The organism is Sulfitobacter mediterraneus (assembly GCF_016801775.1).
Taxonomy (GTDB): domain Bacteria; phylum Pseudomonadota; class Alphaproteobacteria; order Rhodobacterales; family Rhodobacteraceae; genus Sulfitobacter; species Sulfitobacter mediterraneus_A.
Genome location: NZ_CP069004.1, coordinates 94,358 through 120,002, shown reverse-complemented (window position 1 = coordinate 120,002; position 25,645 = coordinate 94,358). Strand labels below are relative to the sequence as shown.

The window sequence follows — 25,645 nt, the reverse complement described above, 5'->3', positions numbered from 1 at the left end:
CAGATCGCACCCTGAGTCGTCAAGAGGCAAGACATGACAAAAATACACGCCAAAACCGCGCTGCTGCCCCATGGTTGGGCCAGTGACGTCACCCTGACCCTCAAGGACGGCCGTATCGCCGCCATCGGCGATGGCCCTGCAGACATGCAGGTTGATATCCTATTGCCCGCGCCCACGAACCTGCACAGCCATGCGTTTCAGCGGGCGATGGGCGGGCTGACAGAACGGCGCGGGGCAGAACCCACGGACAGTTTCTGGACATGGCGGCAATTGATGTTCCGGTTTCTGGATCAACTGACGCCAGAGGATATTCAGGCCATCACCGCACAGGTTCAGATGGAGATGCTGGAGGCCGGATATGCCGCCAGCGTTGAGTTTCATTACCTGCATCATCAACCGGGCGGTCATGCCTATGATAACCGCGCCGAACTGGCCACACGGATCGTTGCGGCGGCAGAACAGACCGGCGTTGGCCTGACGCTATTGCCGGTGCTCTATGCCCAGGGCGGCGTGGACGGTCGCGCCCTTGGCCCCGGTCAAATCCGCTTTGGCAATGATCTGGATGGCTACCAAACTCTTTGGGACGGGGCGCAAGCCGCTGTGAAAAGCCTGCCGGCGGATGCGAACATCGGCGTGGCTCCGCATTCCCTGCGGGCCGTGACGCCAGAGCAGATCACCGCGCTGCAATCATTTGACGGTCCGATCCATATGCATTTGGCAGAACAGGTCGCGGAAGTCGAAGAGATCGAGGCCGCATATGGCGCCCGCCCTGTTGAATGGACACTGGCCAATGTCGAGGTAGATCCACGGTGGTGCATGATCCATTGCACCCAGATGACCGAGGCAGAGACACGCGGGTTGGCCGCCACGGGCGCGGTTGCGGGGCTGTGCCCCCTGACCGAAAGCTCGCTTGGAGATGGTATTTTCAACGGGGTCACATGGGCGGATGCAAAAGGGGTCTGGGGGATCGGATCAGACAGCAATATCCTGATTTCATTGGCACAAGAACTGCGGACGCTGGAATATTCACAACGTCTCAGCACCCTGAACCGGGCCGTGATGGCGACCGAAGATCGCTCAACCGGGCGGGTGTTGTTTGACGGCGTCTGCCAGGGCGGCGCGCAGGCCGCTGGACGGAACGCGGGCGCAATCGAAGTGGGAGCTTGGGCCGATTTGATGGCGCTGGGCGGCAGTGCGACCGATCTGATTGGCCGGGAGGGGGACAACGTACTGGATACATGGATCTTTGCGGGGACCGACACCCGCGTCAGCGACGTTTGGGCCGCGGGCCGGCATATGGTACAAGATGGCATGCACATCGCCCGCACAGAGATCACCAACGCCTACCGCGAGACCCTTTACCGGCTCAAGGACGTGATGTGAAACGTGGCTGGCTGGATATCCAGGCCGAGGCACTGCGGCGCATCCAAAGCCGTGAATGGCCGCCCGGCGGATTGATCCCGAATGAGGCTGAACTGGCCCGCGAATTGGGCTGCGCCCGTGCCACGGTCAACCGCGCCCTGCGGGCATTGGCCGAGGATGGCTGGCTGGAACGACGCCGCCGCGCAGGCACCCGTGTGGCCCTGTCGCCGCAACGGCGGGCGCAGATGTCTGTGCCGGTGCTCCGCCAGGAGGTCGAAGGGATGGGCAAGGTCTATTCCCACCGGATCATCAGCCGCAAGATCGAAGCCGACCTGCTGCATCTTGAGGGGCTGCATTTTGCCGACAAGGCGCCTTTTGCCGCCGAACAACGGCAGGTCAACCTGTCCGAAGTGCCGCAGATCGCCGATGTCGATCTGGATCGGATCAGCGCCAATGAATGGCTGGTTCAAAACGCACCGTTTGACCGGGGCACCTTGGAATATGCCGCCGAACCGGCCAGCGCCTTTGATGTCAAACACCTCAAATGCCCCCGCGGCGCCCCCCTGATGGTGCTGCGCCGCGAAACCTTTAGCGAAACGGCGATGGTGACGGCTGTGCGCATGGCTTATGCCCCCGGGCATGCCGTGCGATTGGTGATCTGATCAGCCCTGATGCTGGGCGCGCACATATTCCATCACGGCGGCGCGCACTGACATCTCGCCGCTGTCGCGGGCCTCATAGATGACCTGGCGCACCTCTTCCAGATTGCACCGCCGCAACAGACTTTTGACCGGCCCAATAGAGGCGGGGCGCATAGACAGGCTGCGAAATCCGATGGCCGCAAAACACAGCGCCTCCACCGGCCGGCCCGCATCCTCGCCGCAGAACGAAAGATCCGTATTGGTTTGCCTGCACCTTTCGACGATACCTTCGAGAAACGTCAGAAAGCTGACGTTCAACGTGTCATAGCGCCGCCGCACCCGTTCGTTCTCACGGTCTGCCGCAAAAAAGAACTGCTTGAGATCATTGCCGCCGATCGACAGAAATTCAACCTCCTCAAAGAACTTCTGCGGGGCAAAGGCAAGGCTGGGTGTCTCCAACATTGCGCCCACTTCGACTGTTTCAGGCAGGACGTGGCCCAAACGCTCTTCTCTTGCCAAGGTTTTGTCGACCTCGGCGCGGGCCGCGCGAAATTCTTCGAACTGGGCAACAAAGGGGAACATGACCGTCAAGGGCCGCCCCGCTGCCGCACGAATAAGCGCCTGAAGCTGCATCCGCATGATACCCGGTTTGTCGAGACCCACGCGGATCGCACGCCAGCCCAACGCCGGGTTCGGCTCGTCGTTGGGTTTCATGTAAGGCAGTACCTTGTCGGACCCGATATCAAGTGTCCGGAACACCACGCGCTTGCCATGTGCCGCATCCAGAACCCGCGCATACAGCGCCGAAAGCTCGGACCGTTTGGGCATCTGGTTGCGCACCAGAAATTGCAGTTCGGTCCGGAACAGGCCAACCCCTTCTGCACCAGAGCCATCGAGCGAGGGCAAATCGGCCATCAATCCGGCGTTCATATGCAACGCCACAACTGACCCGCATTTGGTCTGCGCCGGTAAATCACGGATCGAGCCATAGCGTTCCTGCGCCTCTGCCTGCATGGCGATCTTGTCGCGGAAGGCCGTGGCAACGGTGTCATCAGGGCGCAGATGCACGATGCCCTGTTCGCCGTCCACCATGATGTGATCGCCGTTGAGCGCGTCTTCGGTTACGCGGCCTGCCCGCACCACCAACGGGATTGCAAGCGCCCGCGCAATAATCGCTGCGTGCGATCCGACGGAGCCGTTATCAAGCACTATCCCGCGCAGCTTGCGCCCGTAGTCCAGCAGTTCGGCCGGCCCAATATTGCGGGCAACCAGGATCGGGTCATCGGGCATCTCGGCGCCGGTATCGGCCCCCTGCCCGGTCAAAATGCGCAGCAGACGGTTGCTCAGATCGTCCAGATCGCTCAGCCGTTCGCGCAGGTAGGCATCCGTAGATTGTCCCATCCGCGCACGCGCCAGCGATTGTTCCTTTTCCACCGCCGCCTCTGCCGACAGGCCGCTGGCAATGTCCTCGAGCATTCGCCGCATCCAGCCTTTGGAATTGGCGAACATCCGGTAGGCCTCAAGCACCTGCTGCTGGTCCTTGTCGCCCACCGCCATGGTCATCATCTGATCGACGCTGATGCGCAGCTGTTCAACCGCTTCGGTCAGACGTTCCTCTTCGCGCTGAGGATCATCGGCAATCGGGTTGGACACCACGACCCGCGGCTCATGCAGCCAGACATGGCCCTCGGCCACACCTTCCTGTCCGACAATCCCGCGCATCATGACCGGCTGGCTGTGGCGGGCGGACATTGCCGCGCCTTCACCGACAAACGCGCCCAGCTCCGTCATTTCGGCCAGAACCATCGCCACAACTTCAAGCGCGTAGATCTCATCGGCAGAGAATTCGCGGGCGGATTTCGACTGCACCACCAAAACACCCAGAGTTTCGCCCAAACGTTGCACCGGCACACCCAGAAAGCTGGAATAGATCTCTTCGCCGGTTTCCGGCATAAACCTAAAGCCCGGCGCTTGCGGCGCATCCGGCGTGTTGATCACATGGCGTTTCTTGGCCACCCTCCCGACAAGCCCCTCGCCCAGACGCATCCGCGTTTGGTGAACCGCATCCGCGTTCAGACCTTCTGTCGCACAAAGCTCGAGCGTCTCCTCATCGCGGAAGAGATAGATCGAACAGACCTCACAGCCCATAGAATTGGCAATCAGATGCGTGATCTTGTTGAGCCGCGCCTGTGCGGCGTCATCGCTTGCCAATGCATCACGCAAACGGCCCAGCAATTTGCGGCTCTCTGTTTCAAAACGCTCTGCCATACTGGCGCGTCCCCCGGTTTGACCGTTTCCAGCTTAGACCACAGGCCGCACCAAAGCGAAATGGCTGAATTCCCTGACGTCAGGCCATTTTGCCACAGTTGCCTGCATTATGGGCATTCAAGCCCGGTGCCAGGAAGGATCGTTCCGCGACTGCTACACCTTGGCCAGGCCACGACCGGCCCGGCCCAGACGTGCATCTGCCGGGCCCTGAAAGCGATGGTTTAAGATCAGGCCGCCTTGTCCAGTTCAAAGGCGTCATGCAGCGCCTGAACCGCCAATTCCATATACTTGCGATCAATCAGAACCGAGATCTTGATCTCGGAGGTGGTGATCACCTTGATGTTGATGCCCTCTGCGGACAGCACCTGAAACATCTTGGCGGCCACGCCGGTGTGGCTGCGCATCCCGATGCCAACGACGGAGACCTTGGCCACATCAACATCCGCGATCAGCTCGTGATAGTTGATGATTCCGCCGTCCTTGGCATCCTGCATTGCCTTTTCGGCGCGTTTGACCTGATCCACAGGGCAGGACCACGTCATATCCGTGCGCCCCTCTTCAGAAATGTTCTGGACAATCATGTCAACGTTGACGCCCGCATCGCTGAGCGCGGTAAAGATCGTGGCGGCAATGCCCGGACGGTCCGCAACCGACACCAGCGTCATCTTGGCTTCATCACGGCTGAACGCCACACCTGCAACAACATTGCTTTCCATGATTTCCTCCTCATCACAAACGAGCGTTCCGGCATCGTCCGATTGTTCTTCAAAACTTGAGAGCACGCGCAGTTTGACCTTGTAGCGCATGGCCAGTTCGACGGACCGCGTCTGCAAAACCTTGGCGCCCAGAGACGCCAGCTCCAACATCTCTTCGAATGCGATCTTGTCGAGTTTGCGGGCCTTGGCACTGACCCGCGGATCAGTGGTGTATACACCGTCCACATCCGTGTAGATATCGCACCGCTCCGCCTCAAAGGCCGCGGCAAAGGCCACCGCTGTTGTGTCCGATCCACCCCGGCCCAAGGTGGTGATCCGGCCCTCCGGGCTGACCCCCTGGAAACCGGCCACAACCGCCACCTTCATACCTTCGGCAAATTTGGCGCGAATGTTGGCGGGTGGAATATCTTCGATCCGCGCGGCCGAATGCGCTGACGTGGTTTGCACCGGCACTTGCCAACCCTGCCAGGATCGCGCGGGCACGTCCATTTCTTGCAAGGTCAGGGCCATCAACCCGGCCGTGACATTCTCGCCGCTGGACACCACCGCGTCATATTCACGGGCATCATACATCGGCGAGGTTTCCCCAACCCAGCCCACCAGTTCATTGGTTTTTCCGGACATGGCCGAGACAATGACAATCACGTCATATCCCTTGGCAACCTCAACGCCCACACGTTTCGCCGCGCGGCGGATCCGGTCCAGCGTGGCCACCGACGTGCCACCAAATTTCATCACAAGAACAGGCATCAGACCTCCCGCCGTTCAACACGCACGCGGTCTAGCCCCATGTCCGCCCATGCGCAAGGAGGCATGCTGTCCCTTTTTGCTCCCTTTTTGGCAATAAATACTCTGGGGGTTTGGGGGCAATGCCCCCATTCACGCAATTGGGCTGGCCCAATTGCCAGCATCGCATGGCGGGCCTGCCCGCCGCCGCCTCTTCAAAAGGGATGCGTGCGGCCATCCCATGTCTCGAAACACCCCGTTGTCTCTAGGCTCAGCGCGTCAAACCGCGCCGCCAGACCGTTCACCGCCTCATCCGTGGTGATATCTGCGGCTTCCCCGCCCATATCGGTCTGTACCCAACCGGGATGGTAAATCCCAACGGCAATGCCTTCGGGCTTCAGATCCTTTGCAAGGTTCAACCCCAGATTCAGCGCCGCCGCCTTGGAGGACCGGTAAATGTAACTGCCACCCGGCGCACGGTTGTCCGAGGCCATCTGAGAGGAAATGATTGCGATCTTACCGGCCTCGGCCCGGCGCAGATGTGGCATAAGCGCCTGAATACTCAGAAAAACGCCCGTCACATTGGTGGCAAAGCTTTGCGCCCAAAGATCCGCGCCATAGCCGCTGTCCAGATCATGACCCTTGTCCAGATAGACCCCGGCATTGCACACCAACAGATCCACAGCCCGATCGCCCAGCGCCTGAGCCATTGCGCGGTGGCTTGCGGGTTGGTTCACGTCCAACTGCAATTGCGCGGCGGCGGACCGGCCCGTGCCAAACACCTCTTGCCCTGTGGCTTGATAATGCGCCGCCAGCCCCGCGCCAATGCCGCGGCTGGCACCTGTAATCACTACGGTCATAAGGTATTCCTTCTGAAGATCAGGTGAGTTTTTGCTTGGGCCGGAACGGCAGCGGCATCAAAGGCACGCCATCCTCGATCAACTCTTTGGCCTGATCCAGCCGCGCCTCGCCATAGATTGCCCGCTCCGGCGCGTCGCCCAGATGCATGGCGCGGGCCTCCGAAGCGAAATTCTCGCCCACATAATCGGAGTTTTCCTCGACCTTGCGGCGCAACTCCTGCAGCGCCTTTTCAACTTCGGAGGGCGGATTGTGCAGCGCCGGAACACTGGCAGCTTCCGCGCCCGGCTGCTCTGGCTTGGCCTTGGTTGCCACACGCGGTGCCATGATCGCCTTGCTCACCTCGGGCGATCCGCAGATTGAACAACTCAAATGCCCGGCCTTGGACAGGGCATCAAAGGCAGACGCCGATTGGAACCAGCTTTCAAACTGGTGGCCGGCCTCGCATTTGAGCGCATAATGAATCATTCTGCTATGACGTCCTTTTAAATCTTACCCTTCACAGATGGGGCGCAATCCAGCGTTGGTCAAGCTTTTGCCATGCCGCGACGGGGATCAAAATCCAGTATCATCCGGGCCAGCTCCGGTTCCGACACCAGCCGCGCCGCCTTTTTGCGCGACACCCAGCGGCGGCGGCGTTGGCCGCGTTCGGGAAACTTCTTGGCCAAGGACTTGACCGCCACGGGATAAAGCAGCGCAAGACAAGGCAAATCATCCGGCTCCCCGACGTCCTTGGCGTAGGAATAGACGCCCAGACAACTGCCGACCGACCGTCCATAGACGCCCGCCTCTTCCCAGGCCTCCTGCTTGGCCGAGGCCGCAGGGGTTTTGCCCTCCATGGGCCAGCCCTTGGGCACGATCCACCGCTTGGACCTGCGTGATGTGACCAACAGCACCTGCACCTTGCCCCGTTTGATCCGGTAGCAAAGCGCGGCAAATTGGCTGCGCACATCACCTTTGCGCGCCCCATGCAGCGAAATGGGAAGTTGTTTGATCATAAATGTCCCATACTCAGCGCCTGCCCGTTTTGGCCGAAATATAAAAGCTCTTGCCTGCAATGACCAGCGATCAGCAATGCGCTTGTGCCGTCTTTGTGCATCGCGGATAGTGCGGCTGATGAAACGCGTCCTTGCCCTTTTGATCTGGCTTTTGGTCCTGCCGATTTTGGCCGCTGCGCAAATGCCGCCGGTGACGGTCTTTGCGGCTGCCAGCCTGCGCGGCGCCTTGGATGAGATTGCTGGACAATACGGCGGGCAGGTCACAGTGTCCTATGCCGGATCAGGCACCCTTGCACGGCAAGTGGCCGCAGGTGCCCCGGCTGATCTGGTGGTTCTGGCCAACCCTGCATGGATGGATTGGCTGGCAGATCAAGAGATATCCTTTGCCGCACCGATCCGGTCGATTGCAAGCAACCGTCTTGTCGTGATCAGCCACCAGGCGGGAAATCCCTTGGATGATATCAGTGCCTTACCCGAAAGACTTGCTGCGGGCCGGCTGGCCATGGGCCACCGCGATGCGGTGCCCGCTGGCGCCTATGCGCGGCAATGGCTGCAATCGATAGATCTGTGGAACATGCTGGAGCCGCAGCTGGCCGAGACCGACAACGTGCGGGCCGCTCTCGCCCTTGTCGCACGCGGCGCCGCGCCCTTTGGCATCGTTTATGCCACCGATGCGATGGCCGAGACGCGTGTGCATAAGGTCTATGACGTGCCCGCAAGCCACCATGATCCAATCCTCTATCCTGCCGCCGCGCTCAGCACAGGTGGGCAGGCATTTCTTGCGTTTCTGGCCAGTCCAACAGCCCGTGGCATTTTCACGGCACATGGCTTTGACGAGGTGCCCGAATGACCGCCGACAGCGCCGCCTGGGAGGCCCTGCGCCTGTCGCTTTGGGTGGCTTGCTGGGCCACGGCGCTGGCTGTCCCGCTGGCGCTTTGGGTGGCTTGGATTCTGGCGCGGAAATCCTTTTGGGGGAAATCCCTGCTGAATGCCGCCGTGCATCTGCCTCTGGTTCTGCCGCCCGTGGTCACGGGATACCTGCTGCTGATCAGTTTCAGCCCCAATGCGCCGCTGGGCCGGATGCTCAGCGCGATGGGTCTGCAGCTGGCGTTTCACTGGACCGGCGCGGTTCTGGCCGCCATCGTGATGGGCTTTCCCCTGATGGTGCGGGCCATGCGGCTGGCCATCGAGGCGGTCGATCCCAAGCTGGAAGAAGCCGCCGAGACCCTTGGCGCGAGCCGTATTTCGGTCTTTGCCCGCGTAACGTTGCCCCTGATCGGGCCAGGCATTCTGGCCGGGGCTGTCATGGGATTTGCCAAGGCCATGGGCGAATTTGGCGCGACGATCACCTTTGTCGCCAATATTCCCGGCCAGACCCAAACCCTGCCCGGCGCGATCTGGGCGGCGTTGCAGATCCCCGGCGGTGAGGGGCAAGCAGTCATGATGGTCATGATGGCCAGCATTGTTGCTGTGGCCGCCGTGCTTCTGTCCGAGGTTCTGGCGCGGCGGGTCTCGGCACGGATTGCGGCCAAATGACATTGCAAGTGGACATTCAGCACCGCCTTGGTGGGCTGTCCCTTGATGTGGGGTTTGAGGCGACGGGCGGGATCACCGCAATTTTCGGCCGTTCCGGCACCGGCAAAACCACCGTGATCAACGCCGTTGCGGGACTGCTGCGCCCCGATGTAGGGCGGGTCAGCCTTGGCGCGCATGTGTTTGTGGATACAGCTTCGCGCCGGTTCGTGCCGCCCGCCAAACGTAGACTGGGCTATGTGTTTCAGGACGCGCGGCTGTTTCCGCATCTCACAGTGCAAGACAACCTGACCTTTGGCGCACGCTATGCTCCGGCAGATGCGCCCGGTGCCAGTCTTGACGATGTGGTGGCCCTTCTGGGCCTTGCGCCGCTTATGGTGCGGCGGCCCGGCACCCTTTCGGGCGGGGAAAAGCAGCGGGTCGCCATTGGCCGCGCCCTGCTCAGCCACCCGCGGATGCTTCTGATGGATGAACCGCTGGCCAGTCTCGACGCACCGCGCAAGCAAGAAATCCTGCCCTATCTGGAACGGCTGCGCGACGGACCACTGAACCTGCCGATCCTTTATGTCAGCCACGCGGTGGATGAGGTGGCGCGACTGGCGGATCAGCTGGTGCTGTTACAAGACGGCATGGTTCAGGCGCAGGGACCGCTCTATGATGTGATGGCGGACCCAGCCGCCGTGCCGCTGCTTGGCGTGCGCGAGGCCGGCGCGGTGCTCGAGGCGGAGGTTATCGCCCATGCGGACGACGGATTATCGACGCTGCGCATCAGTGCCGGAACACTTGAATTGCCGGGCGTGCAAGCCGATGTGGGCGCTCGCGTCCGCCTGCGGGTTCTGGCGCAGGACGTAATCTTGTCCCTTTCGCGCCCTGAGGGCCTTTCTTCGGTGAATGTTTTGCCGGTTCGGGTCGAAACCGTACATCCCGGCGGTGGGCCCGGCGCGGCGATTGGACTGCGGGCCGGCAAAGACCGGGTGCTGGCGCGGGTCACAGCGCGGGCGGTTGCCGAACTGCAGCTTGCGCCGGGGCTCGACTGCTACGCCATTCTCAAAGCCACCACCGTGGCACCGGGAAGCATCGGGCGCTGACGCAGCCTATCTTCCAAACACCTCAGGCCAAACCGCTTGAGCCACCTTCACCGCCAAGGGGCCCAGCCCCCACCGCCGCTGCGCGGCGATTCCCAGGGAGTTTTTTCCGGCCAAAGGAAGAGAAGGGCACACTTCTTCATTTGGCCCTTAAACCTCTGGGGTCCGGGGCAAAGCCCCGGGTGTCTGCGTCAAACTATACCTTTGCAGGGGTTTTTCCCATCCTTTGGGCCAACGACGCGATCAGTTCGTCGTGCGGCACATCGCCGTCGATCGCCAGCTTGCGCAGGCCAAAGTGCACATGGGCCATATCTTCGTAGTAGCTGGTATAAGCGTAATTTGTCGCCGCCCCCGCCACAGCGCCCAGCACCGGCACTGCTTGCGCCGCGAGTTTCTGTCCCATGACCACGGCCAGCTTCGGCGCGATCCTGGCAATCACGGCCTGCATCGCACGGCCCGTCAATGCCATCCGCGCCGACAGAAAGCCCAGATCCGCGCCGTCATCTCCCGACAGGGGGCCAGCGGCAGCAAAGACATGGACGCAGTCAAATTGGACGTTCTCCGCCTCTGGATCGAACCCGTGTTCCACAGCAACCCCCTGGATCACCCGCAGCAGCAGGGTGGTTGTCACTGGCAATTCGGCCAGCGCCGTGGGCAGACCGCCCGCTCCGCCTGCCGCGCCCATGGCGGCGGTCACGGTCTGGTTGAGCCAACTTTTCTGATCCGGCACAACCGACCGGCTGCTGTGAGCCGCCTTCATCGCGTGGTTCAGCGCCTTGATGGTGGCCGCTTCGAGGTTGCTGCGCACGCCTGCGGGCAACCGGTCGAGCAGGTTTTCCGCGCTGCCGCCAATAAGGTTCAGGACATTGATCCCCAATCCGCCCGCCTGCTTGTAACGCAGTGCGATTTCATCAAGCCTTGCGTCAACGTCGATCGGGGCGGGCAGATTGCTGGAAATGTCCATATTGGTCCTTCTCTTTGCCCTATGATGTGGGGCGGAACCGGCCGGATTTCAATCGTTCCAGCGCCGCACATGTCCTTTGACCCCATGCCAGGCGTCTTTTGACAGGGCGCGGCCCAGCACCCGTTCGGGGTTGGTGGGTGGCGGCATGATCACATCCTCCAGCCGGTCAAAGCCAAAGCGGTTGTAATAGGGCGCATCCCCCACCAGCATCACCCGGTGCCAGCCAAAGGGCTTGGCCGCATTCAGGCTTTCCTCGATCAGCGCGCGGCCCAGTCCCTCGCCCTGGCGGGTTGGGTGCACCGCCACTGGCCCCAGCAGCAGCGCGTCATGCGCACCAATATGCACCGGCCAATAACGGATTGCCCCTGCCAGAATGCCATCTGCGTCCCGCGCCACATGGCTGAGGCCCGCCACCGAAGGCACCCCGTCGCGCAGGCGGTATGACGAAAGCGCCTTGCGCCCCGGCGCAAAGCAGGTGTCATAAAGCGCCTCGACCTCCCAATAATCATCGGGGGTTTCTGGGATGAGCTGGTACAAGGTGCGGTTCCTGCCCCGAATTGCGGTGGCCATGCCCCTAACATGACGTTAGCCATAGGTGCAATTGACCAAGGAGAGCGCCACAATGTTCTATCGTCCGGAAAACGGCCACGGCCTGCCGCATAACCCGTTCAACGCCATTGTCACCCCCCGCCCCATCGGCTGGATTTCCAGCCGTGACGCGGACGGGCGCGACAATCTTGCACCCTATTCGTTTTTCAACGGCGTGGCCTATGTGCCGCCGCAGGTGATGTTTGCCTCGACCGGAGTGAAAGACGATGTGGATGGCACCAAGGATTCGGTTGCCAATATCCGTGAAACCGGCGTCTTTTGTGTGAACATCGTGGAATATGCCGCGCGAGAGGCCATGAACCTCAGCTCTGCCACCCTGCCCCATGACGCCGATGAGTTTGCCCATGCACAGGTTGAAAAGGCCGCGTGTGATGTGATTGATTGCGCCCGCGTGGCCAATGCCCCGGCGAGCCTTGAATGCCGCATGACCCAGATTGTCAGAATCGAGGGCGACGCCAACTTTGTGGTGTTTGGCGAGGTTGTTGGCGTGCATCTGCGCGATGATTGTGTGGTCGATGGCCGCTTTGACGTGACCCGGTACGAGCCGCTGTCGCGGCTGGGCTATCGCGATTATACCCGCGTGCGCGAAGTGTTTGAGATTATCCGCCCCGACGACTGATCACGGGGCGGATGAAAATCTGCCAAAACGCCATTCAGTGACCGCCCAGTACCCCTGTGCGCACGGAATAGTCGACCGCCAGTTCGTAATCAGGATCATCGTCACTGTCGATCATCAGGTGGCCCGCTTTGGTCAGCAGTTTGTGGCAATCGCGGCTGAGGTGGCGCAGGGCTACATGTTTGCCCGCGGCCTCGTATTTCCCCGCAATCGCCTCGATCGCCTGCAGGGCGGATTGGTCCACAACGCGGCTGTCGGCAAAATCAATGATCACGCGGTCCGGATCGCCGGGCACGTCGAACAGCTCCGCAAAACCATCGGAGGAACCAAAGAACAACGGTCCGTGGATTTCATAGACCTTGGCGCCTTCTTCGGAATGGGATTCGCGCGTCGTCGCGTGGATGCGTCGGGCGTTGTTCCAGGCATAGGCCAGCGCCGAGACGATCACACCAACCACGACCGCAACCGCCAGATCTTTATAGACCGTCACGCCCGTCACCAGCAGGATCACAAAGGCGTCTGTCAGCGGCACCTTGCGAAGGATCGTAAGGGAATTCCACGCAAAGGTGCCGATCACCACCATGAACATCACACCGACCAGCGCGGCCAGCGGGATCTGTTCAATCAGCGGAGAGCCGACAAGGATGAAGAGCAGCAAAAACACCGCCGCTGCGATCCCGGCCACGCGGGTGCGGCCGCCGGATTTGACGTTGATCATCGACTGACCAATCATCGCGCAACCGCCCATACCCGCGAAAAAGCCGGTTACGGTGTTGGCGACGCCCTGGGCAATACATTCTTGGCTCGCACCGCCGCGGGTGCCGGTCATGTCACTGACCAGATTAAGGGTCAGCAGCGATTCAATCAGGCCGATCGCCGCGAGGATCACCGCGTAGGGCGCAATGATATAAAGGGTTTCGAGGGTGAAGGGCGCCAGGGCAGTGCCATAAAGGCCAATGCCTTCACCAAAGGGGATGTGCAGCATCGGCAACCCTCCTTCGATAGAGGCCAGATCGCCCACGCGCGGCACGTCCATTCCGGTAAAGATCACCACGGCTGCAACAATGCCAATGCCAGCCAGCGGTGCGGGGATAAACTTGGTGATGCGCGGCATGACCCAGATGATCGCCATCGTGGCCCCCACAAGCGCCAGCATCAGATAAAGCGGCGTGCCCGAGAGCCATTCACCGCCGCCCATGCCATGCCCGGTGTCCACCATGGTGCCGGGCACCTTGAACTGGTTCATCTGGGCGAGGAAAATCACAATCGCCAACCCGTTCACGAAGCCAAGCATCACCGGATGCGGGACCAGACGGATAAACTTGCCCCATTGCATCACGCCGGCGAAGATCTGGATCAATCCCATCAACACCACAGTGGCAAAGAGATATTCAACCCCGTGCTGCGCAACCAGCGCCACCATCACAACCGCCAAGGCACCTGTCGCGCCGGAGATCATGCCGGGGCGACCGCCGATCAATGCGGTGATCAGGCCGACCAGAAACGCCGCATAAAGCCCGACCAGCGGGTGCACACCGGCAACAAAGGCAAAGGCCACCGCTTCGGGCACCAGCGCCAGCGCGACCGTCAAACCCGACAGCAGTTCGATACGCAACCGGCCAATGGAAAACCCGTCTTCGGGCATCCAGCGCAGGTCGGTGACTTCCAGATTTTTCGTAAAACTATGCAGAAGTGAGGCGCGCGCCATGGGGCATCCTTTGTCGAGAGGGATCGGAGGGAGCCTTGTTGCGTCGCAAGGCGTTGGCCGCTGCCTAGACCAGAACCACCCAAATGAAAACCCTTTCGGCCTTGCAGGGTTGCCGCCAATGCCGTTGCACCGCCCGGCACTGCCATATGCTCACCCATCTGTCATCCTCATCGCCCCTTTCCGGGGTTGAAATCAGTCCGGTGCTCTGCCTTCCTGCACATTGCAGAGGCAAAGACGCGAGAAGGGGCCGCAATGACACAGACGAAGATTGCCGTGATCGGCGGATCAGGCATTTACGAGATTGACGGCCTTCAGAACGCCGATTGGGTGCAGGTGGAAACCCCCTGGGGCGATCCGTCCGACCAGCTTCTGACCGGCAGTCTGGACGGTGTCGAGATGGTGTTTCTGCCCCGCCATGGGCGCGGCCATGTGCATGCGCCCAGTGATGTGCCTTATCGTGCCAACATCGACGCGCTCAAGCGGCTTGGCTGCACCGATGTGATCTCTGTCTCGGCTTGCGGCTCCTTCCGCGAGGAAATGGCACCGGGCGATTTTGTCATTGTAGATCAATTCATTGACCGCACCTTTGCGCGGCCCAAATCGTTCTTTGGCTCCGGCTGTGTGGCCCATGTCAGCGTGGCGCATCCAACCTGCCCGCGCCTTGGGGACGCTTGCGAGACCGCGGCCAGAGACGCCGGCATCAATGTGCATCGCGGCGGCACTTATCTGGCCATGGAAGGCCCGCAGTTTTCGACACTGGCGGAATCCAAGATGTACCGCGAAAGCTGGGGCGCGGACGTGATCGGGATGACCAATATGCCCGAGGCCAAACTCGCCCGAGAGGCAGAGCTTTGTTATGCCTCCGTTGCAATGATCACCGATTATGACAGCTGGCACCCTGACCATGGCGAGGTGGATGTGACTGCGATCATTGCCACGCTGATGGGCAACGCCGACAAAGGCCGCGCCTTGGTGGCCCGTTTGCCGCAACTGCTGGGCGCTGACCGGGCGCCCTGCCCGCATGGGTGTGATCGGGCTTTGGAATTCGCGATTCTGACACAGCCAGAGGCACGCGACCCCGAAGTGATGGCCAAGCTGGACGCAGTGGCAGGCCGCGTAATTTGATGATGCAACGGCCCCTGTGGGCTGAGGACAGGAAAACACATAATGACATTCGAAATCTGGCTGACCTTCGTGGCAGCATCCTTTGCCCTGCTGTTGATCCCCGGCCCGACGGTCCTGTTGGTGCTGAGCTATGCACTCAGCAAAGGTCGCTCCGTTGCGGTGGCCTCGGCGGCTGGGGTGGCCTTGGGTGATCTCGTCGCGATGAGCGCCTCGCTGGCGGGATTGGGCGCGCTGGTTCTGGCCTCTGCCACTCTGTTCACGGCGCTGAAATGGGTGGGCGCGGCCTATCTGGTCTGGCTGGGGTTCAAATTGATCCGCTCCGCACCAAGTGAGGGGCTCTCAGTACCCACAGCAGACAACATCACAGCAAGCCGGGTGTTTGGCCACACCGCAGCGGTGACGGCGCTGAACCCCAAGTCCATCGCCTTTTTCATCGCCTTTGTGCCGCAGTTCCTGTCCCCTGCCGCGCCTTTGTTGCCGCAGTTTGCAATCCTCATTGCGACCTTCGTGACACTGGCGGCGCTCAACGCTTTGGCGTATGCGCTTTTGGCAGACCGGTTGCGCCAGATCATTGCGCGACCATCCATCATTACCTGGATCACACGGGCGGGCGGTGCCGCGTTGATCACCATGGGTGTATTGACCGCCACATTGCGCCGGAGCATGCCATGAAGAACGTACAGGATTATATCCGCACCATCGTCGATTTCCCACACGAGGGGATCATGTTCCGCGATGTGACCACTTTGTTTGCCGATCCGCGCGGCTTTCGCATGGCGATTGACCAGATGCTGCACCCCTATGCGGGCATCAACATCGACAAGGTTGTTGGGCTAGAGGCACGCGGCTTTATCCTTGGCGGCGCGATCGCACATCAGCTGAGCGTTGGGTTTGTCCCGATCCGCAAGAAAGGCAAGCTGCCCGGCACCACCATCAGCCAAGACTACAAGCTGGAGTATGGCGAGGCAATTGTAGAGGTCCACGATGACGCCATCAAAGAGGGCGAAAAGGTTCTGGTGGTGGATGATCTGCTGGCCACCGGCGGCACCGCCGAGGCGGGGATCAAGCTGATCCACCGTCTGGGCGGCGAAATTGTCTCATGCGCCTTTATCATTGATCTGCCCGAGCTGGGCGGCCGCAAAAAGCTTGAGAATATGGGCATGGATGTGCATGCCCTCTGCGCATTTGACGGTCTCTGATCAGGTTTGACGCAGCACCGCGCCGGGGTTCATGATCCCGTTTGGGTCCAGCGCCGCCTTGATGGCATGCATCGCCGACAGTTTGGCCGGATCGCCATAACGTTCCAGATCGCCGACCTTGAGCCGCCCGATGCCGTGTTCGGCGCTGACCGATCCGCCCATCTGATCCACAAGATCATGGATCAGGCATTTCATCTCTTCGCGCTGGTTCTGGTGATCGGCGCGAGATTTGCCCGGCATGGGAAAAACGTTGAAATGCAGATTTCCATCGCCCACATGGCCAAAGCAATTGATCCGAAACGCGCCAATTTCGGCGATTTTGGCGGTGCCTTGGGCGATGAAGTCAGCGATCGCGCTGAGCGGGACAGAGATATCGTGGCTGGAGACAGAGCCGATCCTGCGATTCGCCTCCGGGATCATTTCGCGGATGCGCCAGAAATCATCTGATTGTTGCTGATTCTGTGCAATCACACCGTCCGATACCAGCCCCGCCTCATAGGCACTGACAAAAAGTGCCTCAAGTGCATCGGCGGGGATCAACCCGCCGCTGAGGCCGACATCGATCAGCACGGTCCATTCCGGCACCTCATCAAAGGGCAGGCGCACATCAAGGTCGGCTTCGGCCAGAAAGTGCATGCCCTGCCCGTGGATCAGTTCAAAGGCGCTGACCATCTCGCCCAAGTGGTCGCGTGCCAGTGACAGCAGTTTCAGCGCGGATGCGGGGCTTGGCACGACCAACATCGCGCTGCCGGTTTGTGCAGGCTTTGGAAAGAGTTTCAGCGCCGCGCCCGTGATCACCCCCAATGTCCCCTCGGCCCCGATCAACAGGTGCCGCAGGTCATAGCCGGTGTTGTTTTTGCGCAGACGGGTCAGACCGTTCCAGATCTGCCCGTCCGGCAGAACGGCCTCTAGCCCCAGACATAGATCGCGGGCATTGCCATAGCGCAGCACGCCGGTGCCGCCCGCATTGGTCGCCAGATTGCCGCCGATCCGCGCCGACCCTTCGGAGGCCAACGACAGCGGGAACACACGGTCCTGCGCATCTGCCGCGATCTGAATATCGGCCAAAATCGCGCCGCCATCAGCGACCAGGACGTTTTCGTCGGCATGAACCGCGCGGATCTGATTCAACCGTTCCATGGACAGGATCAATGGCACTGCGCCGTCCTGTGCCACCTGCCCGCCCACCAGACCTGTGCCTCCGCCATAGGGCACCACGCCGACGCGGGCTGCATTGGCATGGCGGATCAGGGTCGCAACCTCCTGTGTGCTGCGCGGCAGGGCCACGGCGGTGGGCTGACCGGCGTAAATGCCGCGCGGCTCTTCGAGGTATCGGGCATCTGCCGGACGCAGGGTGCCTGCGGGCAAGGCTGCCTCAAGCGAGGACAGAAAAGAAGCATCGGCGGGGTTGAGCGGTTTTGATGTCATGCCCCATCAATCGGCATTGGCGAATGAGGATGCAAGAGGGTATTGCACCGCGCCGGCGGGATGCAGGCCTATCCCACCTCGGTGCGCCCGCGCCGGTCGCCGCGCAGGCACGCATAAAGCACATGGGTCCGCCAGCGTCCGGCAATCTGAAGATAGCTTTGCGCGACACCCTCATATTTGAAGCCCGACTTTTCCAACAGCCCGCGCGAGGGTTTGTTTTCCGGCAGACAGGCCGCCTCGATCCGGCTGAGGTCCAGTCGGGTGAAGGCCTGATGCACCACCGCTTCAATCGCCTCACGCATATAGCCTTGGCGTGCAAAAGGGGCGCCTGTCCAATAGCCCAGCGTGCCTGCCTGTGCAGGGCCACGGCGGATATTGTCGAGGGTGATGGCACCGATCAGGGTTTGATCCTCGCGCCGGATCAGGAACAGCGGCATCGCCGTGCCAGAGCTGATTGATCTTGAGGCCCAATAGACCCGATTGGAAAAAGCCTTCCGGGTCAGGTGATCATCAGCCCAGGCCGGTTCCCATTGTTTGAGGTAGCTTTCGCTTTTGACACGCAGCGCTGTCCATGGCCGGAAATCTGCATGCACGGGGGTGCGCAGCGTCAAACGCTCTGTTTCGATCTTCAGCTTGCGTTTGATCAGCAACATCAGGCCGCGCGGCGCTCCTCTAGCTGCTGCAAAGTTGGCGCGTCATCAACCGGACCGTAAAGCGCAAGCGCGGCGGGTGCCTGCGCCGCGATCCGCTCTGCCATGTCGCGCACATCGCCGGTGGTCACGGCATCGATCTTTTCGATGGTTTCCTCAAGCGGCGGAATGCGGTCCCAGATCTGGATCAGCCGCGCCAGACGTTCGGCGCGGTTCGACGGGCTTTCCAGCCCCATCAGCAATCCTGCCTTCATCTGCGCACGGGCGCGGGCCACCTCGGCGGGAGACATATCCGCAGCGGCGCGTTTCATCTCGTCAATGGTGATGCCTGCCAGTTCCGGCAGTTGTTCGGCAGAGGTGCCTGCATAGACCGTCATCATGCCGGTATCGGCATAGGCCCCGGCTTGGGCAAAGATACTATAGCATAGGCCGCGGTTCTCTCGAATCTCCTGGAACAAACGCGATGACATGCCGCCCCCCAGCGCAGAGGCATAGATCTGCGCCACATAGATATCGTCAGCGCGGTAGCCGGGTGATTCAAATCCTAGAGCAAAATGTGCCTGTTCCAGCGGTTTGAGCTGGCGGGTCTCGCCCCCTTTGAACTGCGCTGGCGCCGTCTGGAACAGCGGCTTGGCCGGCATATCGCCAAACAACGTCTCGGCCAGTTTGACAATCTCGTCGTGGTCCACCGCACCAGCGGCGGCAAGGATCATCTGTTCGGGGCCATAGTGATCGTCAATGAAGGATCGCAAATCTGCCTGCCCAAAGGCCGACACCCGTTCCGCCGGGCCAAGGATCGTGCGGCCAAGCGGCTGATCTGGATAGGCCTCTTCTTGCAGCCAGTCAAAGATCACGTCATCGGGGGTGTCCAGCGCCTGACCGATCTCTTGCAGGATCACCCCGCGCTCCACCTCGATCTCCTTGGGGTCGAGTACAGGATTGCGCAGGATATCGGCAATCACATCCAGCCCCAGCGCCACATCGTTTTCCAGCACCCGCACGTAATAGGCCGTCACTTCGCGCGAGGTGTAGGCGTTGATATAACCGCCCACATCCTCAATCGCCTCGGCGATCTGCAAAGACGTGCGCCGTTCGGTGCCCTTGAACGCCATATGCTCAAGGAAATGGGCGATGCCGTTCTGATTTGGCGTCTCATGGCGCCCGCCTGCCGACACCCAGATCCCGATTGAGGCCGATGCAAGCCCGGGCATATTTTCGGTGACAATGCGAAATCCGTTTGGCAGGCGGTGCTGGTTCAGGCTCACGCGTTGAGTTTCCCTTTAATGAGCGTCTTCAACGCGTCAAGATCATTGTCCACACGGGTCAGGCGTTCGTCGCGGTCAAACAGATCCGCCATGCGCGGCGGCAGGCCCGGACGCACGCCTGTTGCGGCCTCAACCGCATCGGGGAACTTGGCCGGATGCGCGGTGGCCAGTGTGATCATCGGGATTGCCGGATCGCGCTGTTCATTGGCCACTTTCACACCAATGGCGGAATGCGGGCACAGCAGCTCAGCCGAGGTTTTCAGCGTGTCTGCGATGGTGGCTGATGTTTCCTCTTCGGAGGCGCGGCCGGAGCGGTAGATCTCTTGCAAGGCCTGCAATGCGCCTTGTGACACATCAAAACCGCCCTGCCCCAGTTCATCCATCAATTGTTTGATCGCAGCGCCGTCGCGGCCATAGGCATCAAAAAGCGCCCGTTCAAAGTTGGACGAGACCTGAATATCCATCGACGGGCTGATGGAGGCATGTACGCCGCCCTTGTGATAGCCTTGGCCCTTGAGGCACCGGTCCAGAATATCGTTCTGGTTGGTGGCAACGACCAGATCTTCGATGGGCAGGCCCATCTGGCGGGCAATATAGCCGGCAAAGATGTCGCCAAAGTTGCCGGTTGGCACGGTAAAGCTGACTTTGCGGTCCGGCGCGCCCAGGGACACGGCGGAGGAGAAGTAATAAACCACCTGCGCCAGTACCCGGCCCCAGTTGATCGAATTGACACCGGCCAGTTTCACGCTGTCGCGGAAGTCAAAGTCGTTGAACATATCCTTCAGGCGGGCCTGACAATCGTCAAAGTCACCATCCACCGCCAGGGCATGCACGTTGGATTCCGTTGGCGTGGTCATCTGGCGGCGCTGCACTTCGGAAACGCGGCCATGTGGATAAAGGATAAACACATCGACATTGTCGAGGCCGCGGAAGGCCTCGATCGCGGCAGAGCCTGTGTCGCCCGAGGTCGCGCCAACAATCGTCACACGCTCGCCCTTGCGGCCCAAGGCCTTTTGGAACATCTGGCCAATCAGCTGCATCGCAAAATCTTTGAACGCCAAAGTCGGACCGTGAAACAGCTCAAGCAGGAAATGATTTGGCGCAAGCTGCACCATCGGCGCACGGGCGACATGGCCAAAACTGCCATAGGCCTTGGCGATTAGCTCGCGGAATTCGTCGTCGGTAAAGGTGTCACCGATGAAGGGGCGCATCACGGTAAAGGCGACCTCTTCATAGGACTGCCCTGCCATCGCGGCGATCTGATCTTTGGTCAGCGTCGGTATGGATTCGGGAACATATAGTCCGCCATCGCGGGCCAGTCCGGTCAGCATGGCTTCTTCGAAGCTCAGAACAGGGGCCGTGCCACGGGTGGAAATATAGCGCATGGGTCAGCTTTCGAGTTTGGCGCCGCGACGACGGCGCATAAATAGAATGGACATGGCCAACCAGATGGCAGCCAGCGAAAACCATGTAATGGCGTAATTCAGGTGATCGTTGGGAATCCGGCTGGTGTCTACGGGCAATGGCGTCACGACGCTGTCTGGCACCGACAGATCCCGGGCCACCACAAGGATCGGTTCCGCTGCCAAGGCCGCTGCCAGATCATCCACATCACGGGCAAACCAGATATTCAGGTCAAAATCCGCCTCGGGGGTGAAACGATCGGTCTCCTGCGGCCAGTGCAGGTTTCCGGTGACAGTGACCAATCCTTCGGGCGTCGGCACGGACTTGTCGTCCACCGAGACAAAGCCGCGGTCCACGAGGATGCGGTCATTGACGGTTTCCAGTGCCGTGATCAGACGGTACCCCGCCCCCACTTCCTTTTGGGAAACCAAAACACGCAGGGTGTCCCCTTCAAATGTGCCTGTGACCGTGACCGGCAAAAAGGCATCGGTCTGCGGATCAGGCTGTGCAGGCAAGGTTACGGGATCGGCAAGGATGCGGGCGTTGATATCCGCAATCAGCGCCTCTTTCCACGCGAGGCGCTGCAACTGCCAAACGCCCAGCGACAGCAGGATCGCGGCGCCGCCAAGTCCAACAATAATAAGAAAAAGCACGCGGCTCATGGGCGACATTCTCTGCGTCAAAGACAAGGCGCGCGAAGTCCCCTTCGCGCGCCTTGGGTTTTCGGGGATCGAGGCCGCAGATGCAACCCCGTCTGCACGTTCTTACGCAGGAACGCCCCAGATGTAGACGGCGAAGAACAGGAACAGCCAGACCACATCAACAAAGTGCCAGTACCATGCGGCCGCCTCAAACCCGACGTGTTGTTCGGGGGTGAAGTCGCCGCGCATCGCCCGGATCAAGCAGACCAGCAGGAAGATCGTGCCGATCACAACGTGAAACCCGTGAAAGCCTGTGGCCATGAAGAACGCGGAAAAGAACGCGTCGCCGCCGAACACCCAGTCGTGGTGCAGGATCAGTTCGGCATATTCGTAAGCCTGAAGCGCGGTGAACGCGACGCCCAGAATGACCGAGATTGCCAGACCGTTGATCAGGTCTTTGCGGTTGTTTTCATGCACAATCGCGTGGTGCGCCCAAGTCACGGCACAACCAGAAAGCAGCAGGATCAACGTGTTGATCAGCGGCAGGTGGAAGGCGTTGACCGGATCAAACACCGGCGGCACATATTCGGACCCGACATATTCGTTCATCGGGTACATGGCCTGTTTGAAGAAGGTCCAGAACCACGCCACAAAGAACATCACTTCGGACATGATGAACAGGATAAAGCCATAGCGCAGGCCAAGGCGGACCACGCCGGTGTGATCGCCCACATGGCTTTCGATGACGACTTCACGCCACCAGCCGAACATCACGTAAAGCACGGCGACGAAGCCACCGAGGAACAGAAACGGTGTGACATCGTGCATCCAAAGCACAGCGCCAAAAAGCATCACAAATCCAGCAAGAGCGCCCAGAAGGGGCCAGCTTGACGGGCTTAGGATGTGGTAATCGTGGTTCTTAGCATGTGCCATATCGCGGGCGTCCCTCAGCTTTTCTTTAGTTCAGGTCTGTTGTGCTGTCCTGGTCCAAGGCGGCATAGCCTTCGGGCAGGTCAATTTCATAGAATGTATAAGACAGTGTGATGGTATGTACAAACTTCCCATCGCGGTCTTCAACGATTTCTGGGTCCACAAAGAAGCTGACCGGCATCTGCACCCGCTCACCGGGGGCCAAAACCTGTTCTTCAAAGCAGAAACAGTCGATTTTCTCAAAAAACGCGCCCGCGGTGTAGGGGGTCACGTTGTAGCTCGCTTGCCCTGCGATGGGCTGCGAGGTTGGGTTGTAGGCCTCATAGAAGGCCAGACCGGTCTCGCCGATGCGAATCTCCATCTCGCGCACGACCGGCGTGAATTCCCAGCCCATGCCGCTGTTGAGCGAGGCATCAAAGCGGACCTTGACGGTTTGATCGAGAACCTCGTCCGATGCCGTTTCCACCTGCCCCGGCACGCCGCCAAAGCCGGTGACTCGGCAAAACCAATCGTAGAATGGCACCGATGCCCAGGCCAACGCGCCCATCACCACAACCAGCGACACTGTTTGTGCAACGGTTTTTTGTGGTCCGGTCATTGCCATCAATTGCTCTCCTGAGATTGGGTTGCGGGTGCGCCCATCGCCTTGGTGAAATCTGTTTGGGTGATTTTGACGAAAGTCAGAACCATCACCAATATGACAAAAGCGCCCAGCATCAGGCCCACACCCACATTGCGCCCGCGGCGGCGGTTGTGGATTTCATGTTCGGTCCGCATGTTCATCACCAGCCCCCAAGGCCCCATGGCCGCAGCGTCGCTTCGACCAGTATCGCACCAAAGTGCAGGAAGAGGTAAAACAGCGACAGGCGGAAGAATTTGCGTTCCACCTTGTAGTTGTCGGCCTCGGATGCGTCTTCGTCGCGCTGCCAGATCCGGTAGGCGCCCAGCAGGAACAGCGCGTTCAGCACCAGCGAAAAGCTCAGGTAGATCCAGCCGCCGATCGCGGTGAAGCCGGTGCCGACAGCCAGAACCGCCAGAACAACTGTATAGGCCAGAATGTGACGGCGTGTCGCCGGACGGCCGTGGGTCACCGTAAGCATTGGCACATCGGCATCGTCATAGTCAGAGCGCATGAACAGCGCCAAGGCCCAGAAATGCGGCGGCGTCCACATGAAGATGAGCGCGAACATCAGCCATGCCTCGATGGAAAAGCTGCCCGTGGCGATGATCCAGCCGATCACCGGCGGGAAAGCCCCCGCCGCGCCACCGATCACGATGTTCTGCGGCGTGCGGCGCTTGAGCCACATGGTGTAGAAGACTGCGTAGAACAGGATTGTAAACAGCAGCATTCCTGCCGCCAGAAGATTGGCCGCCAGCCCCAGCATCATCACCGACATGCCCGACAGGGCCACGCCCAGCGCCAAAGCCTCGCCCGGTTGCACCTTGCCGGCCGGGATCGGGCGGCTTTGGGTGCGGCGCATGATCCGGTCAATGTCAGCGTCCCACCACATGTTCAGCGCGCCAGAGGCGCCTGCCCCGATGGCAACAAACAAGATCGCGGCAAAGCCGACAACGGGATGAACAGACACAGGTGCCGCCAGCATGCCCACCAATGCGGTGAACACGACAAGTTGCATGACGCGGGGTTTGAAGAGGGCAAAGTAATCGCCCAGCTGTGCCTCGTGTTCCGCTGCAGGAGTGTTGGTGATGTCAGTCATCCCATGCCTTTGCCGAAAAGAGATCCCTGCGGGGGATCTGCCAGATTGCTGATGATCGTAAGGGTGGACCGCAGCCCACCCTTTTCAAGTCTCAGTACCAACAGGGTGCGGTTTCGCCGCACCCTGGTTTCGATTCAGTTGGACGCAACAGTCAGCGGCTGAGGGATACCTGCGTATTCCTCTTTCGCGCGGCCCAGCCACTCCTGATAGGCGGCTTCGGAGACAACCTTGACCGTGATCGGCATATAGGCGTGCGCCTGACCGCAGAGTTCTGAACACTGACCAAAATAGACGCCTTCTTTCTCGGCGTTGAACCACAGTTCAGCCAAACGCCCCGGAACGCCGTCCTGCTTTACGCCAAAGGCCGGAATGGTCCATGCGTGGATCACGTCGGATGCCGTCACCTGCATCACGATGGTCTTGCCGACAGGCACCACAACAGCAGTGTCCGTGGCCAGCAGCCATTCATCGCGTGAATACCCTGCCGCTTCAAGTTTGGCGATCATGACATCATCCAGACGGTTGGCGATGGCGCCCGCGGCCTCTTCTTCGGAGGTCAGAGTCGCCGGCGCACCGATCATGTAGCTGTCAAAGCCAAAGCCATCATCGACGTATTCGTAAGACCAGTACCACTGGTTGCCGATGGCCTTGATGGTCACGTCGGCCTCAGGGATTTCCTGCTGCCGGAACAAGATCGGCAAGGAATATGCGCCGATCAGCACCAGAATCAGTATAGGCCCGATGGTCCATGCCACTTCAACCGGGGTGTGGTGGGTGAACGACGCAGGCTCCGGATTGCGCTTTTTGTTGTAGCGGATGATCACCCAAAGGATCAGCGCGGTCACAAAGACAGTGATCAAGGTGATGATCACCAGAATCAGATAGTCCAGATCGTGAATGTCACGGGCCAGACGGGTCACGGCGGGCTGGAACCCCATTTCACCATCAACCGGTGTACCGATCACTTCCAGACCGTCGATGCGCAGATTGTCCTGTGCCAATGCTGGAAGGGCGGAGAAGCTGGCCAGAAGCGCGCTTGCAGAGAGAAGTTTTTTCATAAGTCGTCCTGATCTTGTGACCATTTGTTCTACGGGTTCAACCAAGCGGAGCCCGTTTGACAGCCGCCCGTTGTAATCTTGATGCTTACAATCATATTCTAAGCTCAAGATAAAGCCATTCGATTGCGTCAAACAGACGCTAA

The 25,645-nt window shown here is 60.4% G+C and carries 27 protein-coding genes; 9 read left to right on the top strand and 18 right to left on the bottom strand.

Annotated elements, in window-relative coordinates; genetic code table 11:
* Nucleotides 1-33 precede the first annotated feature (33 nt).
* On the top strand, nucleotides 34-1,383 hold the full coding sequence (locus JNX03_RS00520) for a formimidoylglutamate deiminase (RefSeq protein WP_203210561.1): 1,350 nt from the start codon (nucleotides 34-36) through the stop codon (nucleotides 1,381-1,383).
* The gene (locus JNX03_RS00515) at nucleotides 1,380-2,024 is read left to right on the top strand and encodes a GntR family transcriptional regulator (RefSeq protein WP_203210560.1); all 645 of its coding nucleotides are present in this window, start codon (nucleotides 1,380-1,382) and stop codon (nucleotides 2,022-2,024) included. Before JNX03_RS00520 ends, JNX03_RS00515 begins: the two co-directional genes overlap by 4 nt.
* Here JNX03_RS00515 and ptsP read toward each other — a convergent pair whose 3' ends face one another.
* From ptsP to JNX03_RS00490, 5 genes are all read right to left on the bottom strand, one after another.
* The gene (gene ptsP, locus JNX03_RS00510; protein ID WP_203210559.1) at nucleotides 2,025-4,271 is read right to left on the bottom strand and encodes a phosphoenolpyruvate--protein phosphotransferase; all 2,247 of its coding nucleotides are present in this window, start codon (nucleotides 4,269-4,271) and stop codon (nucleotides 2,025-2,027) included.
* Nucleotides 4,272-4,498: 227 nt separating this feature from the next.
* Complete coding sequence (locus JNX03_RS00505; protein ID WP_203210558.1) at nucleotides 4,499-5,737, bottom strand: aspartate kinase; 1,239 nt, start codon at nucleotides 5,735-5,737, stop codon at nucleotides 4,499-4,501.
* Between the two features lie 191 nt (nucleotides 5,738-5,928).
* Nucleotides 5,929-6,573 carry an SDR family NAD(P)-dependent oxidoreductase gene (locus JNX03_RS00500; RefSeq protein WP_203210557.1) on the bottom strand — a complete coding sequence of 215 codons (645 nt, stop codon included), beginning with the start codon at nucleotides 6,571-6,573 and terminating at the stop codon, nucleotides 5,929-5,931.
* Between the two features lie 19 nt (nucleotides 6,574-6,592).
* Nucleotides 6,593-7,039, bottom strand: coding sequence for a DUF1178 family protein (locus JNX03_RS00495; RefSeq protein WP_203210556.1), 447 nt, complete (start codon nucleotides 7,037-7,039; stop codon nucleotides 6,593-6,595).
* Between the two features lie 59 nt (nucleotides 7,040-7,098).
* Entirely contained in the window at nucleotides 7,099-7,569 is a 471-nt protein-coding gene (locus JNX03_RS00490; protein ID WP_203210555.1) for an NUDIX hydrolase, read from the bottom strand.
* A gap of 118 nt (nucleotides 7,570-7,687) precedes the next feature.
* Here JNX03_RS00490 and modA point away from each other — a divergent pair, with 118 nt between their 5' ends.
* Genes modA through modC form a run of 3 tightly spaced genes read left to right on the top strand, consistent with a single transcriptional unit; the run spans nucleotide 7,688 to nucleotide 10,190 of the window.
* Nucleotides 7,688-8,419, top strand: coding sequence for a molybdate ABC transporter substrate-binding protein (modA, locus tag JNX03_RS00485; protein WP_203210554.1), 732 nt, complete (start codon nucleotides 7,688-7,690; stop codon nucleotides 8,417-8,419).
* Nucleotides 8,416-9,105: a molybdate ABC transporter permease subunit gene (gene modB, locus JNX03_RS00480; protein ID WP_203210553.1), complete on the top strand. Its 690-nt coding sequence runs from the start codon at nucleotides 8,416-8,418 to the stop codon at nucleotides 9,103-9,105. The genes modA and modB overlap by 4 nt, the downstream gene beginning before the upstream one ends.
* Nucleotides 9,102-10,190, top strand: coding sequence for a molybdenum ABC transporter ATP-binding protein (gene modC, locus JNX03_RS00475; RefSeq protein WP_203210552.1), 1,089 nt, complete (start codon nucleotides 9,102-9,104; stop codon nucleotides 10,188-10,190). The genes modB and modC overlap by 4 nt, the downstream gene beginning before the upstream one ends.
* A gap of 193 nt (nucleotides 10,191-10,383) precedes the next feature.
* Here modC and JNX03_RS00470 read toward each other — a convergent pair whose 3' ends face one another.
* Complete coding sequence (locus JNX03_RS00470) at nucleotides 10,384-11,151, bottom strand: EcsC family protein (RefSeq protein WP_203210551.1); 768 nt, start codon at nucleotides 11,149-11,151, stop codon at nucleotides 10,384-10,386.
* Nucleotides 11,152-11,199: 48 nt separating this feature from the next.
* Nucleotides 11,200-11,688, bottom strand: coding sequence for a GNAT family N-acetyltransferase (locus JNX03_RS00465; protein ID WP_231024099.1), 489 nt, complete (start codon nucleotides 11,686-11,688; stop codon nucleotides 11,200-11,202).
* Nucleotides 11,689-11,773: 85 nt separating this feature from the next.
* Here JNX03_RS00465 and JNX03_RS00460 point away from each other — a divergent pair, with 85 nt between their 5' ends.
* Nucleotides 11,774-12,379 carry a flavin reductase family protein gene (locus JNX03_RS00460; protein WP_203210549.1) on the top strand — a complete coding sequence of 202 codons (606 nt, stop codon included), beginning with the start codon at nucleotides 11,774-11,776 and terminating at the stop codon, nucleotides 12,377-12,379.
* A gap of 34 nt (nucleotides 12,380-12,413) precedes the next feature.
* Here JNX03_RS00460 and JNX03_RS00455 read toward each other — a convergent pair whose 3' ends face one another.
* Nucleotides 12,414-14,084 (bottom strand): SulP family inorganic anion transporter, encoded by a 1,671-nt coding sequence (locus tag JNX03_RS00455; RefSeq protein ID WP_203210548.1) that lies wholly within the window; start codon nucleotides 14,082-14,084, stop codon nucleotides 12,414-12,416.
* Between the two features lie 252 nt (nucleotides 14,085-14,336).
* Between JNX03_RS00455 and JNX03_RS00450 the strand changes: the two genes are divergently transcribed.
* From JNX03_RS00450 to JNX03_RS00440, 3 genes are read left to right on the top strand one after another with little or no spacing between them, the layout of a single operon-like run.
* A complete protein-coding gene (locus JNX03_RS00450; protein ID WP_203210547.1) occupies nucleotides 14,337-15,209 on the top strand; it encodes an S-methyl-5'-thioadenosine phosphorylase in 873 nt (290 codons plus the stop codon).
* 42 nt (nucleotides 15,210-15,251) lie between these two features.
* Nucleotides 15,252-15,881, top strand: coding sequence for a LysE family translocator (locus JNX03_RS00445; protein WP_203210546.1), 630 nt, complete (start codon nucleotides 15,252-15,254; stop codon nucleotides 15,879-15,881).
* On the top strand, nucleotides 15,878-16,408 hold the full coding sequence (locus tag JNX03_RS00440) for an adenine phosphoribosyltransferase (RefSeq protein WP_203210545.1): 531 nt from the start codon (nucleotides 15,878-15,880) through the stop codon (nucleotides 16,406-16,408). Before JNX03_RS00445 ends, JNX03_RS00440 begins: the two co-directional genes overlap by 4 nt.
* On the opposite strand, the gene JNX03_RS00435 is transcribed toward JNX03_RS00440, so the two are convergent.
* The 10 genes from JNX03_RS00435 to coxB form a co-directional block, all read right to left on the bottom strand.
* Nucleotides 16,409-17,836, bottom strand: coding sequence for an FAD-binding oxidoreductase (locus JNX03_RS00435; protein ID WP_203210544.1), 1,428 nt, complete (start codon nucleotides 17,834-17,836; stop codon nucleotides 16,409-16,411).
* Nucleotides 17,837-17,904: 68 nt separating this feature from the next.
* The gene (locus JNX03_RS00430) at nucleotides 17,905-18,489 is read right to left on the bottom strand and encodes a GNAT family N-acetyltransferase (protein WP_203210543.1); all 585 of its coding nucleotides are present in this window, start codon (nucleotides 18,487-18,489) and stop codon (nucleotides 17,905-17,907) included.
* The gene (locus JNX03_RS00425; RefSeq protein WP_203210542.1) at nucleotides 18,489-19,751 is read right to left on the bottom strand and encodes a M16 family metallopeptidase; all 1,263 of its coding nucleotides are present in this window, start codon (nucleotides 19,749-19,751) and stop codon (nucleotides 18,489-18,491) included. The genes JNX03_RS00430 and JNX03_RS00425 overlap by 1 nt, the downstream gene beginning before the upstream one ends.
* Nucleotides 19,748-21,136, bottom strand: a complete 1,389-nt coding sequence (gene thrC / locus JNX03_RS00420) for a threonine synthase (protein ID WP_203210541.1) — start codon at nucleotides 21,134-21,136, stop codon at nucleotides 19,748-19,750. The genes JNX03_RS00425 and thrC overlap by 4 nt, the downstream gene beginning before the upstream one ends.
* Nucleotides 21,137-21,139: 3 nt before the next feature.
* Nucleotides 21,140-21,817 carry an SURF1 family protein gene (locus JNX03_RS00415; RefSeq protein ID WP_203210540.1) on the bottom strand — a complete coding sequence of 226 codons (678 nt, stop codon included), beginning with the start codon at nucleotides 21,815-21,817 and terminating at the stop codon, nucleotides 21,140-21,142.
* A 102-nt stretch (nucleotides 21,818-21,919) separates the two neighbouring features.
* Nucleotides 21,920-22,729 carry a cytochrome c oxidase subunit 3 gene (locus JNX03_RS00410; protein ID WP_203210539.1) on the bottom strand — a complete coding sequence of 270 codons (810 nt, stop codon included), beginning with the start codon at nucleotides 22,727-22,729 and terminating at the stop codon, nucleotides 21,920-21,922.
* Between the two features lie 25 nt (nucleotides 22,730-22,754).
* On the bottom strand, nucleotides 22,755-23,330 hold the full coding sequence (locus JNX03_RS00405) for a cytochrome c oxidase assembly protein (protein ID WP_203210538.1): 576 nt from the start codon (nucleotides 23,328-23,330) through the stop codon (nucleotides 22,755-22,757).
* Entirely contained in the window at nucleotides 23,330-23,509 is a 180-nt protein-coding gene (locus JNX03_RS00400; RefSeq protein ID WP_037910139.1) for a cytochrome c oxidase assembly protein, read from the bottom strand. The genes JNX03_RS00405 and JNX03_RS00400 overlap by 1 nt, the downstream gene beginning before the upstream one ends.
* Complete coding sequence (gene cyoE, locus JNX03_RS00395) at nucleotides 23,509-24,444, bottom strand: heme o synthase (RefSeq protein WP_203210537.1); 936 nt, start codon at nucleotides 24,442-24,444, stop codon at nucleotides 23,509-23,511. The genes JNX03_RS00400 and cyoE overlap by 1 nt, the downstream gene beginning before the upstream one ends.
* Nucleotides 24,445-24,578: 134 nt before the next feature.
* Complete coding sequence (coxB, locus tag JNX03_RS00390) at nucleotides 24,579-25,502, bottom strand: cytochrome c oxidase subunit II (protein ID WP_203210536.1); 924 nt, start codon at nucleotides 25,500-25,502, stop codon at nucleotides 24,579-24,581.
* Nucleotides 25,503-25,645: the final 143 nt, after the last annotated feature.